Raw genomic sequence first — 15,702 nt, 5'->3', positions numbered from 1 at the left:
CTCGGCGTCGGACAGCCGCTCCACCAGCAGCAGGCCGACGCCCTCGGCCAGGCACATCCCGTCCGCCGAGTCGGAGTACGCCTTGCACCGGCCGTCGGGGGCCATGGCCCGCTGCCGGCTGAACCCGATGAAGGCATCGGGGGTGGACATCACGGTCACCCCACCGGCCAGTGCCAGTGAGCTCTCGCCGTCACGCAGCGACCGGCAGGCCATGTGCAGCGCCACCAGCGACGACGAGCACGCCGTGTCCATCGTGACGGCCGGGCCCTCCAGCCCGAACAGGTACGACACCCGGCCGGACAGCACGCTCGGCACGGTGCCGGTGACCAGGTGACCTTCCAGGCCCTCCCCCTGCCCGGTCATCGCCGCGCTGTAGTCCGCGTAGCTGGAACCGATGAAGGTGCCGGTCAGGCTGCCCCGCAGCGCCGAGGGGGCGATCCCGGCCCGCTCGACGGCCTCCCACGCCGTCTCCAGCACCAGCCGGTGCTGCGGATCCATCGCCAGCGCCTCACGCGGCGAGATCCCGAAGAAGTCGGCGTCGAACTCCATCGCGTCGTGGAGGAAGCCGCCCTGTGTCGAGTACGTCTTGCCGGTGCGCTCCGGGTCCGGGTGGTAAAGCCCCTCGGCGTCCCAGCCACGGTTGCCGGGGAACTCGGAGACGGCGTCGACGCCGTCGAGCACGATCTGCCACAGCTGCTCCGGCGACCGGACCCCGCCCGGGTAGCGGCAGGCCATCCCGATGATCGCGATCGGCTCGTCCGAGGCGCCCCGCGCCGGGCCGGCCACGGCCACCGGTCCGGCCTGCGTCCCGGCGATCTCGGCGCGCAGGAACTCCGCCAGCGCCTCCAGGTTCGGGTGGTCGAACACCAGCGTGCTGGGCAGCGTCAGGCCCGTCGCATTGGCCAGCCGGTTGCGCAGATCGACCGCGGTCACCGAGTCGAAGCCCATGTCGCGGAACGCCTGCCGCCCGGCGACGGCGTCGGCTGAGGCGTGGCCCAGCGCGGTCGCCGCCTGGGCCCGCACCAGCTCCAGCAGCAGGCGGTCCCGTTCGGACGCCGGCAGCCCGCGCAGCCGGGTGACGAATTCCCCATCGCTCGCGGCGACGGCCGGCCGCTCGGCGGTTTCGGCCAGCCGCCGTACGGCGGGCACCTCGCTGAACAGCCGGCTCGGCCGTACGGAGGTGAAGACCGGGAAGTACCGCTCCCAGTCGATGTCGGCGATCGCCAGCACGGTCTCCTCGCCGGCCAGCACCTGCCGGAACCCTTCGAGCGCCAGGGCCGGCTCCATGAACACGAGCCCGCTGCGCCGGATCTGCTCGGGATCGACCCGCCCGAGCTCGCGGTCGTCCGACCAGATGCCCCAGGAGATCGACGTGGCCGGCAGTCCCCGGGCACGCCGGTTCTCCGCCAGCGCGCCGAGGAAGGCGTTGCCCGCCACGTACGCCGCGTGCCGCCCGCTGCCCCACATCCCCGCCGTCGAGGAGAACAGCACGAAGGCGTCGAGTTCGTCCGTGTCCAGCAGCTCGTCCAGGTGCCGGGCGCCGGTGACCTTGGCCCGCACCACCTCGGCGAACGCCTCGACGGTGGTGTCCTGCAGGGTGTGCAGCTCGATGGAGGCGGCGGCGTGCACCACCGCACGGACGACGTGGCCCTCCGCCCGCAACCGTGCGAGCAGGTCGGCGACGGAGTCGCGATCGGACACGTCACACGCCATCATCGTGGCGGCCGTGCCGAGCTCGGCCAGCTCCGCCAGCAGCTCGGCCGCGCCGGGAGCGTCCATGCCACGGCGGCTGGTCAGCACCACGTGCTCGGCCCCCTCGGCCGCGAGCCAGCGGGCCAGGTGCGGGGCGAGCGTTCCGGTGCCGCCGGTCACCAGGGTGGTCCCGCGCAGCGTCCAGCTGCGCGCCGGCTCCCGGTCCGCCGCCGATACCGGCGCCGGCACCACCCGTCGGGTGAACAGGCCGGCGGGCCGGATCGCGAGCTGGTCCTCGCCGCCGCCGCCGGCCAGGACGCTCGCCAGGCGCCGCGCCGCGCGCTGGTCGAGCGTCCCAGGCAGGTCGACCAGGCCGCCCCATCGTCGCGGGTGCTCCAGCGCGGCCGTCCAGCCCACGCCGTGGACCTGCGCCTGGATGGGGTTGGTCACCGGATCCGACCTGCCGGTTGAGACCGCACCGCGGGTGAGACACCACAGCGGCGCGTCGATGTCCACGTCGCCCAGGGCCTGCACGAGCGCGACGGTCAGTGCCAGGCCGGTGGCCAGCTCCGGGTATCGATCGGTGGGCTGTTCGGCCAGGGCCAGCAGGGACACCACGCCGGAGACGTGCTCCCCCTCGTCGAGCGAGGCGTCCGGCCCGGCGCCCGGTGCCCCGGCATCGCCCGGCGCACCGGCCGGCACGCCGGTCAGCGCGCGCGCCAGCAGAACGCGATCCGTGCACGACTCGTCGAGCACGACCCTGCGGACCCGCGCGCCGTGCGCGGTCAGCGCGTCGGCGACGTCATCCCCGGCGAGACCCTCTGTGGTGACGAGCAGCCACGTGCCCGACAGGGGGGTGGAGGCGAGGCCGGTCACCGGCCGCCACGCGACGCGGTAGCGCCAGGAGTCCACGGTGGACCGGGCCCGTTGCCGGCGACGCCAGGAGGACAGCGCGGGTACCACCGCGGCCAGTGCCCCCGTGCCCACGTCCAGCCCCGAAGCCAGCGAGTCAAGGTCCTCCTGCTCCACCGCCGCCCAGAAGCGCTCGTCCGCCGGGTCCGCCGCGCCGGTCGTCCGCGCCTCGGCGCGCTGTATCCAGAACCGCTTCCGCTGGAAGGCGTACGTCGGCAGCTCCACCCGGCGGGCGCCCGTGCCGTCGAAGGCCGCCTGCCAGTCGATCGGCACGCCGCGCACGAACACCTCCGCCAGGGAGGTCAGGAAGCGCTCCGCGCCGCCCTGGTCGCGGCGCAGAGTCCCGGCGACCACTGTGCCCGCCGCGGTCCCAGCTGCCTCCTCGGCCGTCTCCTGGATCGCGCCGGTCAGCACCGGGTGCGGGCCGACCTCAATGAACGCCCGGTACCCGGCGTCCAGCAGGCACCGCACAGCGGGTTCGAACCGGACGGCCTGCCGCAGGTTGCGGTACCAGTAGTCCGCGTCCAGCTCCGTGCCGTCCAGCCAGTCCTCGGTCACCGTGGACAGGAACGGCACCTCGGCCCGCTCCGGCCGGATCGCCGACAGGGCCTGCGGCAGCTCCTCCTGGAGCCGCTCGACATGGGCCGAGTGCGACGCGTAGTCGACCGCGACCCGCCGGGTCCGCACGCCCTCCTCGGTCAACCGCCGCGACAGCTCATCGAGCGCGTCGGGGTCGCCGCACACCACAACCGAACGCGGCCCGTTGACCGCCGCGATCGAGATCCGCTCGCCCCAGGGGCGCAGCCTCTCCTCGATGTCCGGCACCGGAAGCGAGACCGACATCATCCCTCCGGCGCCGGCCAGCCGCCGCGCGATGGCCTGGCTGCGCACCGCCACCACCTGGGCGGCATCGTCCAGAGACAGCGCGCCCGCCACGCAGGCGGCGGCGATCTCACCCTGGGAGTGCCCGATCACCGCGTCGGGCTCCACCCCATGGGCACGCCACATCGCCGCCAGCGAGACCATCACCGCGAACGACACCGGCTGCACGACGTCCACCCGGTCCAGCGACGGCGCGCCCTCCGCCTGGCGCAGCACGTCGATCAGCGACCAGTCGACATGCCGGCTCAAGGCCAGGCCGCACTCGGCGATACGCTCGGCGAACACGGGGGACTGCTCCAGCAGCAGGGCGCCCATACCGGCCCACTGCGCGCCCTGCCCCGGGAACACGAAGACCGTCTTGCCCTCGACGTCCGCCACTCCCTGGGTCGCGCCCGGCGCGGGCTCGCCCGCGGCCACCGCCCGCACCGCGGCGGAGAGCGCGTCGCGGTCACCGCCCACCACGACCGCGCGGTGCTCGAACGCCGACCTCGACGTCACCAGCGAGAAGCCCACGGCGGCCGGATCGAGCTCACCGAGGTCGGCCACGTGCGAGGCCAGCCGCCGCGCCTGTGCGCGCAGCGCCTCCGCCGTCCTGCCCGACACCACCCACGGCACCGCACCGGCACCCGCCCCCGCACCGGCACCGGCACCGGGAACGGGAACGGGAACGGGAACGGGAACGGAAGCGGCGGCATCGGCGTTGGGGCCTGCGGTCGCGCTGGAATCCGGATGGGCACCGGGACCGGCGAGCACGACGTCGCCGGCCGGTTCCTCCGCGTCCGGCGCCTGTTCGAGGATCGCGTGGGCGTTCGTGCCGCTGATCCCGAAGGAGGACACCGCCCCCCGGCGCGGCCGTCCGGTCTCCGGCCACGGCATGGCCTCGGTCAGCGGCTCGACCGCGCCCGCCGTCCAGTCCACGTGGGACGACGGCGTGCCCATGTGCAACGTCTTGGGCAGCACCCCATGCCGCATCGCCATGACCATCTTGATCACACTGGCCACGCCCGCCGCGGACTGTGTGTGGCCGATGTTCGACTTGATCGACCCGAGCAGCAGCGGGTGCTCCCGGTCCTGCCCGTACGTGGCGAGGAGGGCTTGGACCTCGATGGGGTCGCCCAGGCCCGTACCCGTGCCGTGCGCGTCGATCGCGTCGACCTCGGCCGGGGACAGCCGCGCGCCTACCAGGGCCTTCCGGATCACCCGCTGCTGGGAGGGGCCGTTGGGCGCGGTCAGCCCGTTGGACGCACCGTCCTGGTTCACCGCCGAACCGCGCACCACCGCAAGGATCGGGTGGCCGTTGCGCCGCGCGTCGGACAGCCGCTCCACCAGGAGCAGGCCGGCCCCTTCCGCCAGGCTCATCCCGTCGGCCGCGTCGGAGAACGCCTTGCACCGGCCGTCGGCGGCCAGGGCCCGCTGGCGGCTGAACGCCACGAAGGCGGCCGGGGTGGTCATCACCGTCACGCCGCCCGCCAGGGCGAGCGAGCTCTCGCCGTTACGCAGCGACTGGCAGGCCAGGTGCAGCGCCACCAGCGACGACGAGCATGCCGTGTCGACCGTGACCGCCGGCCCCTCCAGGCCGAGTACGTACGACAGCCGGCCGGACAGCACGCTCGGGATGGTGCCGGTGACCTGGTATCCCTCGGCATCGGCGGCGTCCGAGCCGTACTCCTGGTAGCTGGAGCCGATGAACGTGCCGGTCGAGTGGCCGCGCAGCGCCAAGGGATCGATCCCGGCCCGCTCGATGGCCTCCCACGCGGTCTCCAGCAGCAGCCGCTGCTGCGGGTCCATGGTCAGCGCCTCGCGCGGTGAGATCCCGAAGAACCCGGGGTCGAAGTCGCCGGCGTCGTGCAGGAACCCCCCTTCGACCGAGTACGTCGTGCCGGAGTGATCGGGGTCGGGGTCGTAGAGCCCTTCCGCGTCCCAGCCCCGGTCGGCGGGGAATCCGGAGATCGCGTCGACCCCGTCGGCCATCAGTTCCCACAGCTGTTCGGGAGAGCCGACGCCACCGGGGAACCGGCAGGCCATCCCGATGATCGCGATCGGTTCGTCGGCGTGGACGGCGACCGGAACCCCGGCGGCGTCCGCACCCACCGCGTCCGCCGAGCCCACGACCCGCGACCGCAGGAACTCCACCAGTGCCGCCGGGTTCGGGTGATCGAACACCAGCGTGCTCGGCAACGCCAGGCCGGTCACCGCGACAAGCCGCTTTCTCAGCTCCACCGCGGTCAGCGAGTCGAAACCCAGCTCGCGGAAGGCACGCCGCTCGGAGACCGACTCGGCCGAGGCGTGCCCCAGCACGGCCGCCACCTCGGCGCGTACCAGATCCAGCAGCCTGCGCCGCTGCTCCTTCCCGGCCAGGTGCCGCAGCCGCGCGACGAATTCGGGGTCGCCGGAGGCCCCTGCCCCGTCCTCGCTCTCGTGCTGTGCCCTGACCTCCGCGAGCTCGCTGAACAGGTGGCTGGGCCGGGTCGAGGTGAAGATCGGATAGAACCGGTCCCAGTCGACGTCGGCGACCGTCACCACCGCGTCCCGGCCGCCGGCCGCCCGGCTCAGCTCGCCGATCGCGAGATCGGGCGGCAGGAAGGCCAACCCGCGCCTGAGCAGGTAGTCGGCCATGTTCTCCGCCGTGGCCATGCCGGCTTCGGCCCACGCGCCCCAGGCCACCGACGTCGTGGCGAGACCGCGCGCACGCCGGTGCTCGGCCAGCGCGTCGAGGTAGGCGTTGGCCGCCGCGTAGGCGCCCTGCCCCGCGCTGCCCCACACCCCGGCGATCGAGGAGAACAGTACGAAGAAGTCGAGCTCGCGATCTCCGAGCAGGTCGTCCAGGTTGGCGGCGCCGGCCACCTTCGCCGTCATCACCTCGGCGAAGGTGACGGCGTCCGCCTGCTCAAGGGGCGCGACGGCCTCCCCCACCCCGGCCGCGTGGACGATCCCGGTGAGCGGGTGCTCGGCCGGGATCGTGGCCAGCACGGCGGCCAGCGCGTCGCGATCGGCCACGTCGCAGGCGACGACGCTCACCTCGGCACCCAGCGCGAGCAGCTCGTCGCGCAGCTCCGACGCCCCGGGGGCGTCCATGCCGCGCCGGCTGGTCAGCACGAGGTGCGTGACGCCGCCGCGTACCAGCCACCGCGCGGTGGCCGCGCCCAGGGCGCCGGTCCCACCGGTGATCAGTACCGTCCCGCCGGGACTCAACGCGGTACCGCCGGACGAGCCGACCGAATCGGGCGCGGCCGGGTGACGCCGCAGCCGCCGGCCGAACACGCCCGACGTCCGCACCGCCACCTGGTCCTCGCCGTCCAGGCCCGCCAGCACGCTCGCCAACCCCTGGGCGGCGCGCCCTTCGACGACCTCGGGCAGGTCGACCAGGCCGCCCCACCGCTTCGAATGCTCCAGGGCCGCGACCCGGCCCATACCCCATACCTGCGCCTGGACCGGACGTGTCACTCGATCGCCGGGAGTCGCGGACACGGCGCCACGGGTGACGCACCACAGCGGCGCGTCGATCTCCGCGTCGCCGAGCGCCCGCAGGAGCGCGATCGTGAGCACGAGACCGCCCGGCACCGCCCCACCGTCCGCGACGGGCGCCTCCGTCAGTGCGAGCATCGACACCACACCGGAGATCTCGTCCATCTCCCGGAGCCGGACCGCGAGCGACGTGTGGTCGGCGTCCGTCCCCTCCAGCACGAGCCGCTCCACTCGCGCCCCGTGACCGTTCAACGCGGCGATCACGTCGCCGTCCGAGATCCCGTCGGCGGTCACGACCAGCCAGGTGCCCGCCAGCACGGCGAGAGGGGGCGTACGGCGGGGCTTCCACTCCACCCGGTAGCGCCAGGAGTCGAGCGTCGACGCCTCGCTCCGGCTCCGTCGCCACGACGACAAGGCCGGGAGCAGGGTGTCCAGCGAGGAGGAGTGCTCGTCGCGCAGGCCGAGGATCGCGGCCACGTCCCCGGCGTCGCCGCGCCCGACCGCGTCCCAGAGCCGCGCGTCCGCCGGATCGGCGACCGCGTCGTTCACGGCCGGCGGCGGCTCCGGCCAGAACGACTCATGCTGGAACGCGTACGTCGGCAGGTCCACCCGGCGGGCCCCGCGGAGCAGGGGCGGCCAGTCGACGCGTACGCCGTTCACCTGCAGCTCGGCCAGCGCGGTCATGAGGGCGGCGCTCTCGTCGCGGTCGCCGCGCAGCACGGGCAGCAGCAGCGCATCCGCCGCCTCGGGAAGGGCGTCCTGGGCCATCGCGGTCAGCACGCCGTCCGGCCCGATCTCCAGGAACGCGGTCATGCCCGCCTCGTGCAGCTCCCGCACGCCGTCGCAGAACCGGACCGCCTCCCGAACGTGCCGCACCCAGTAGGCCGGTGAGCACAGTTCGTCCGTGACGAACCCGCCGGTCACGTTCGAGATCATCGGGATCCGCGGGGGCGCGTAAGACACCGTCTCGGCGACCGCCTGGAACTCCGCGAGCATCGGCTCCATCAGCGGAGAATGGAAGGCGTGCGACACCCGCAGCCGCTTGGTCCTGCGCTCCCGGGCCGCCCACCCGGCGGCGATCTCCAGCACCGCGGCCTCGACCCCGGCGATCACCACTGATGCCGGGCCGTTGACCGCCGCGACGGAAACCTCGCCCTCGCGCCCGGCCAGCGACTCCAGGACCTCCTCCTCGCCGGCCTGGATCGCCGCCATCGCACCGCCGGCCGGGAGCGCCTGCATCAACCGGCCCCGCGCGGCCACCAGCGCGCAGGCGTCCTCCAGCGTCAGCACCCCGGCGACGTGCGCCGCGGCGAGCTCCCCGATCGAGTGCCCCGCCAGCGCGGCCGGGCGCACGCCCCACGACTCCACCAGCCGGTACAGCGCGACCTCAAGGGCGAACAGCGCCGGCTGCGTGTACTCCGTACGGTCGAGCAGCTCAGCGTCGAAGAACAGTACCTCCCGCAGCGTGCGGTCCAGGTGAGAGACCATCTGGGGGGCCAGCCCCGCGAGCACGCCTTCAAGCGCCTCGGCGAACACCGGGAATCGCTCGTAGGTCTCCAGGCCCATGCCCACTCGCTGAGCACCCTGGCCGGTGAACAGGAACGCCACCTTCTGGTCGTACTTGGCCTGGCCGCGTACGACTCCCGGCGCGGCCCGGCCGCCGGCCAGCGCGCGCAACCCGGCCAGCGCTCCGGCATGGTCCTCGGCCAGTACGGCGGCCCGGTGCTCGAAGGGGGAACGGGTGGTCACCAGCGAGAACGCGACGTCGGCCAGGGGCTCCTCGGGACGGCCTTCCAGGTGGGACAGCAGCCGCGCGGCCTGCTCCCGCACCGCCTGCTCCGTCCTGCCCGAGACCGGCAGCGGCAGCGGCAGACCCGCCATCGGCGGCCTGACGTCCGAGGGGGCCTCCCCCCCGGCCGACGGAGTCCGCTCGACGGTGTCCTGCTCGATGATGAGGTGGGCATTGGTGCCGCTGAAGCCGAACGACGACACGGCGGCCCGGCGCGGGTGACCCGTCTCCGGCCACTCTCGCGCCTCGGTCAGCAGCTCCACCGCACCCGCGGTCCAGTCCACGTGCGAGGACGGCGCGTCGACGTGCAGGGTCTTGGGCACGATGCCGTGCCGCATGCCCATGATCATCTTGATCACGCCCGCGACGCCCGCCGCCGCCTGGGTGTGACCGATGTTCGACTTGATCGACCCGAGCAGCAGCGGGCGGTCCTCCGGCCGGTCCTGACCGTAGGTGGCCAGCAGCGCCTGCGCCTCGATCGGATCGCCCAGGGTGGTCCCGGTCCCGTGCCCCTCCACCACGTCCACCTCGGCCGGGGACAGACGCGCTCCGGCCAGGGCCTGGCGGATCACCCTCCGCTGGGAGGGGCCGTTCGGCGCGGTCAGCCCGTTGGACGCACCGTCCTGGTTGATCGCCGAGCCCCGCAGCACCGCCAGCACGTCGTGACCGTTGCGCCGGGCGTCCGACAGGCGCTCCAGCACCAGCACCCCGACACCCTCGGCCCAGCTGACACCGTCCGCGCCGTCCGAGAACGACTTGCACCGCCCGTCCGCGGACAGCCCCCGCTGCCGGGAGAACTCCACGAACGCTCCGGGGGTGGCCATCACGGTCACACCGCCGGCCAGCGCGAGCGTACATTCCCCCGAGAGCAGCGCCTGTGCCGCCAGATGCACCGCGACCAGCGAGGACGAGCACGCCGTGTCGACCGTTACGGCCGGGCCCTCCAGTCCCAGCGTGTAGGACACCCGGCCGGAGACGACGCTCGCGGCGGTCCCGGTGCCCCGGAAGCCCTCGAACTCACCCGCGCCCAGGATCCCGCTGTAGTCGGTGTACATCACCCCGGCGAACACGCCCGTCCGGCTGCCCCGGAGCGTGACCGGGTCGATTCCGGCCCGCTCGACCGCCTCCCAGGAGGTCTCCAGCAGAAGTCGCTGCTGCGTGTCCGTCGCCAGGGCCTCCCGCGGGCTCATCCCGAAGAAGTCCGCGTCGAACTCCGCCGCGTCGTGCAGGAAACCGCCCTGTCTGGTGTACGAGCTGCCCGCGTGGTCGGCGTCCGGATGGTAGAGCGCGTCCAGGTCCCAGCCACGATTGGCCGGGAATCCGGTGATCGCGTCACGGCCCTCGGCCACCAGCCGCCACAGGTCCTCCGGTGAGGCGACACCACCCGGGTAACGGCAGCTCATCCCGACGATCACGATCGGGTCGTCGGTGACCGGCGCGATCGTGGCCGGAACGGCCACGTCGTCCTGCCCACCCAGTATCTCGTCCAGCAGGAACTCCGCCAGTACGGCGGGCGTGGGATGGTCGAACACCAACGTCGCCGGCAACCGCAACCCCGTCGCCACGTTCAGCCGGTTGCGCAGTTCCACCGCGGTGAGGCTGTCGAAGCCCAGCTCGCGGAACTCCCGCCGGACGTCCACCGTTTTCGGCGAGGCGTGCCCCAGCACCAGCGCCACCTCGGCCCGCACCAGGTCCACCAAGACCTCGACACGATCGGCGCGCTCCAGGCCGGCCAGCCGCCGGAGCAGTGTGCCGTCACCGGCCGCGGCCATCGACGCCGCCGACCGGCGCAGGTCTCGCACCAGCCCGCGCAGCAGATGCGGCACCTCACCCTGTGCCCGCACCGCCGCCAGGTCGAGCCGGACCGGGGCCACGGCCGGCTCACCCGAGCGGACGGCCGCCTCGAACAGCGCGACCCCCTGCTCCGGAGTGATCGCCGGCATCCCGGCGCGAGTCAACCGGCGCGTCTGAGCGTCGTCCAGCCCACCGGTCATCCCGGCGTCCTGCGCCCAGGCACCCCACGCCAGCGACAACCCCGCCAGCCCCTGCGCCCGCCGCACCTGCGCCAACACGTCCAAGAACGCGTTCGCCGCCGCGTAGTTACCCTGACCCGCCCCACCGAACGTCCCCGCCACCGACGAGAACACCACGAACGCCGCCAGATCCAGACCCCGGGTCAGCTCATGCAGATACCAGGCCGCATCCACCTTCGGCCGCAACACCACATCCAGCCGCTCCGCCGACAACGACGGAATCGTCCCGTCGTCCAGCACACCCGCGGTATGAATCACCGCCGTCAACGGATGATCGGCCGGGACCCGAGCCAGCAGCGCCGCCACCTGATCCCGATCGGCCACATCACACGCCGCGATCTCCACCTCGACCCCGTGCGCGATCAGCTCCGCCTGCAACGCCACCGCCCCCGGCGCATCCGCTCCCCGCCGGCTGACCAGCAGCAGACGCCGCACCCCACGCTCGGCCACCACATGCCGCGCGAACAACCCGCCCAGACCACCGGTACCACCAGTGATCAACACCGTGCCCTCGGGATCCCACGAGCGGGCACCGTCCTCGTCCAGGTCATCGCCGACACCCGAACCCGGCGTCACCCGCGCCAGGCGCGGCACCCACATCTCACCGCCGCGCACCGCCACCTGCGGCTCACCCGACGCCAGAACCGCGGACAGCCCGTCGGACAAAGTCGCGAGCGAAGACCCCTGATCATCCACGTCGACCAGCACGAACCGGCCCGGATTCTCCAACTGCGCCGACCGCGCCAGACCCCACACCGCCGCAGCCGCCAGATCAGCCACCACCTCGCCGTCACCGGCCGCCACCGCACCTCTGGTCACCAACACCAGACGCGAATCACGACACCGGTCGTCGGCCAGCCACGCCTGCACCACATCCAGAACGCGAGCGGTCAGCTCATGTGCCGACTCCACCACCCCGCCCGCCGGATCCGAGACCACCTCCGCCAGCACCACACCCGGCACCGGACCCGCCTCCACCAGCGACGGCAGATCCGCATGGACCTGCACCAGATCCCCACCCGGCCGCCACGCCGCAGCGAGGCCCAACGCCCCTCGACCCAGCACCGCCACCGGCACCCCGTCGATCACCGCATGCTCCGGCACCGCCGTCCACTCCACGCGGAACAGCGCATCCCGCCCCGGCACCCGGCCACCGGCGGCCGGCAGGTCATCGGCCGAGAACGAACGCAGCGCCAGCGACCGCGCCGACAGCACCGGCTCCCCCGCCGCATCCACCGCCACCAGCGACACCCTGTCAGCGCCCGTCCTGGCCAGCCGCACCCGCAGCACCGAGGCGCCACCGGCGTGCAGGCACACCTCACCCCAGGAGAACGGCAACCGGCCGCCCTCGGCATCGTCCAGCCCGGCGAAGGTCACCGCGTGCAGCGCCGCGTCCAGCAACGCCGGATGCAACCCGAACGACCCCGCGTCAACCACCTGCCCGGGCAAGGCAACCTCCGCGAACACCTCACCGTCCGCACCCCGCCACGCCGCCCGCAACCCCCGAAACACCGGCCCGTAGCCCAGCCCGCCCTCGGCCAGCCGGTCGTACAACCCGTCCAGCTCGATCACCGACGCGTCCCGCGGCGGCCACACCGCCGTATCGAACACCGCCGTACCGAACACCGCCGTATCGAAGTGCGTGCCGGCCCCGCCCACCCCGGCGGTGTGAGCACGGCTCGCCAGCACACCGCCGGCATGCCGTACCCACACATCATGATCGTCGGCCTCCGTCGGCCGAGCGTGAATGCTCAGCTCCCGGCGGCCCGCCCCGTCCGCGGGTCCCACCCGCACCTGCACCGCGACGGCGTCGTCCCCGCCCAGCACCAGCGGCGCGGTCAAGGTCAGCTCCTCCACCACGTCACAGCCGACCTGATCACCCGCCCGCACCGCCAGCTCAAGGAACCCGGTGCCGGGGAACACCGCCATCCCGCCCACCAGGTGATCGGCCAGCCACGGATGCGACCCCAGCGACAACCTCCCGATCAGCAGCGCCTCATCGGAGTCGGCCAACCCCACGGCGGCCCCCAGCAGCGGGTGCCGGGCGGCCCTCAGGCCCGCCGCCGTCACGTCTCCCACCCGCGAGCCCGCGCCATCAGGCCAGAACCGCTCGCGCTGGAAGGCGTATGTGGGCAGCTCCGCCCGGCGGGCGCCGGGGAACACCGCACGCCAGTCCACCGACACCCCGCGCCCGTGCAGAGCGGTCAGCGCCGACATCACCGCGCGCTGCTCGTCCCGGTCCCTGCGCAGCGCCGGCACCAGCACCTCGTCCGGCTCCCACCCGGAGTTCTGGGCGCGTGGCTGCGAATCCGACGCCGAGTCGGTGTCGCGCGGGTCCGGTTCGGCGGCCAGGGTGTCCTGGGCCATCGCGGTCAACACCCCGTCCGGGCCCAGCTCCAGATAGGCCCGGACGCCCTGGACGCGCAGGGTGCGCACCCCGTCGGCGAACCGGACCGCGCCACGCACCTGGTCCACCCAGTAGTCCGGCGAGCACAACTGCTCGGCCGTGGCCGTCTCTCCGGTCACGTTCGACACCACCGGAACCCGCGGCGGGTTGTAGGTCAGCGTGCCGGCCAGGACCCGGAAGTCCGCCAGCATCGGATCCATCAGCGGCGAATGGAACGCGTGCGACACCCGCAACCGGCGGGTCTTGACCCCCCGCTCCTCCAGGACGGCGGCGATGTCGAGGACCGGCTGCTCGGCCCCGGAGATCACCACCGAGGCCGGGCCGTTCACCGCAGCGACCGACACCTCGCCCCCGCGCCCGGCCAGCAACGGCTCGACGTCCTCCTCCGAGGCCTGCACCGCCACCATCGCCCCACCGGACGGCAACGCCTGCATCAACCGCGCCCGGCCGGCCACCAACGCACACGCATCGCTCAGGGACAGCACCCCGGCCACATGCGCCGCGGTGATCTCCCCGATCGAATGACCGGCCAGCACCTCCGGACGAACCCCCCACGAGGACACCAACCGGAACAGCGCCGTCTCCACCGCGAACAACGCCGGCTGCGCCCACCCCGTCCGATCCAGCAACCCCGCCTCGACCGAACCCGGCTCGGCGAAGATCACCTCCCGCACCGAACGCCCCACCCACTCGGGCAGGCGCCCGTCAAGCAGCGGATCCAGCTCCGCGATCACCTCGTCCAACGCCTTCGCGAACACCGGGAACCGCGCATGCAGCTCCCGGCCCATCCCCGCCCGCTGACTGCCCTGCCCCGTGAACAACACCGCCGACTTGGCCTGCCTGCCGCGGCCCTTGATCACTCCGGCGGCGGCGGCACCGTCCGCCAGCGCCGTCAACCCCGCGCGCAGCTCGGCGCGATCGGCGGCGAGAACCCCCGCCCGATACTCGAACGCCGACCGCGTCGTGGCCAGTGAGAACGCCACGTCGACCACGGCCGTCTCGGGCACGCCGTCCATGTGCGTGAGAAGGCTCGCCGCCTGAGCGCGCAGCGCCTCCTCCGTCCGGCCCGACACCAGCACCGGCACCACGCCCGCGTCCGAGGGCGCCCGGCCCGCGTCCGAGGGCGCCTGATCCTCCGCGGAAGCGTCCGCCTCGGCCGGCGGCGCCGCCTCCAGCACCACGTGGGCGTTGGTGCCGCTGACCCCGAACGACGACACCCCCGCCCGGCGCGGCCGCCCGGTCTCCGGCCAGGCCCGCTGCTCGGTCAGCAGCTCCAGCACGCCCGCGGACCAGTCCACCCGCGACGACGGCGCGTCCACGTGCAACGTCTTCGGCAGCACCCCGTGCCGCATCGCCATGACCATCTTGATCACACCGGCCACGCCCGCCGCCGCCTGCGTGTGACCGATGTTCGACTTCACCGAACCCAGCAGCAAGGGCCGCTCCCGGTCCTCGCCGAACGTGGAGATCAACGCTTCGATCTCGATCGGGTCGCCCAGCGTCGTACCCGTCCCGTGCCCCTCCACCACGTCGATGTCCGCCGTCGACAGCCGCGCACCGGCCAAGGCCTCACGGATCACCCGCCGCTGCGACGGACCGTTCGGCGCGGTCAGGCCGTTCGACGCCCCATCCTGGTTCACCGCCGAGCCACGGATGACCGCCAGCACCTGGTGCCCGTTACGCTGCGCGTCCGACAGGCGCTCCAGCACCAGCACGCCCACGCCCTCCGACCAGCCCGTGCCGTCGGCGCTGTCGGCGTACGCCTTGCATCGCCCATCGGGCGACAAGCCACCCTGGCGGTTGAACTCGATGAAGGTGCTGGGCGTCGACATGACCGTCACTCCGCCCGCGAGCGCCAGGGTGCACTCGGCCATCCGCAGTGAGTGAGCGGCCCAGTGCAGCGCGACCAGGGATGACGAGCAGGCCGTGTCCACCGTCACCGCCGGGCCGACCAGGCCGAGCGTGTATGACAGCCGACCGGACATCACGCTGTTCGCCGTGCCCGTGAGCCCGAAGGCGTCGATGTCGCGCGGCAGGCTGTCGCGGTAGTCCGGTGACATCGCGCCGACGAACACCCCGGTCTGACTGCCCCGTAGCGTGATCGGGTCGATGCCCGCTCGCTCGACGGCCTCCCAGGAGGCTTCGAGCAGCAGCCGCTGCTGCGGATCCATGCCCAGCGCCTCCCGGGGGGAGATGCCGAAGAAGCCGGCGTCGAAGTCCGCCGCGTCACGCAGGAACCCACCGGACAACGACTGCGGGACGGCGCCGCCGTACTCGTCCCGAAGCCTGTCAAGGTCCCAGCCACGATCGGCGGGCGGCCCGGATACCGGATCACCACCCTCCGCGAGCAGGCGCCACAGGTCCTCCGGTGAGGACACGCCGCCCGGGTACCGGCAGGTCATCCCGACGATCGCGATCGGCTCCAGGTGCTGTTCTTCAAGGTCGTGGACGCGTTGCCGGGTGCGCCGCAGATCCGCGGTCGCCCGCTTGAGGTATTCCCGGAGTTTCGCTTCGTTGTCCAT

At 73.3% G+C, this 15,702-nt stretch carries 1 protein-coding gene (running past one end of the window); it reads right to left on the bottom strand.

The genetic code is table 11. From position 1 onward, the window contains the following. Positions 1 to 15,702, bottom strand: the 5' portion of a protein-coding gene (locus OG884_RS30750) for a type I polyketide synthase (RefSeq protein WP_326638667.1). Its footprint begins 13,602 nt before the window's first position; the window shows 15,702 of its 29,304 coding nt (coding positions 1–15,702); the start codon lies at positions 15,700 to 15,702; its stop codon lies beyond the left edge, outside the window.

Origin of the sequence: Streptosporangium sp. NBC_01755 (assembly GCF_035917995.1) — a bacterium.
Classification (GTDB): Bacteria; Actinomycetota; Actinomycetes; order Streptosporangiales; family Streptosporangiaceae; genus Streptosporangium.
The sequence above is the reverse complement of the archived record's forward strand: the minus strand, read 5'-3'. Positions and strand labels throughout refer to the sequence as shown.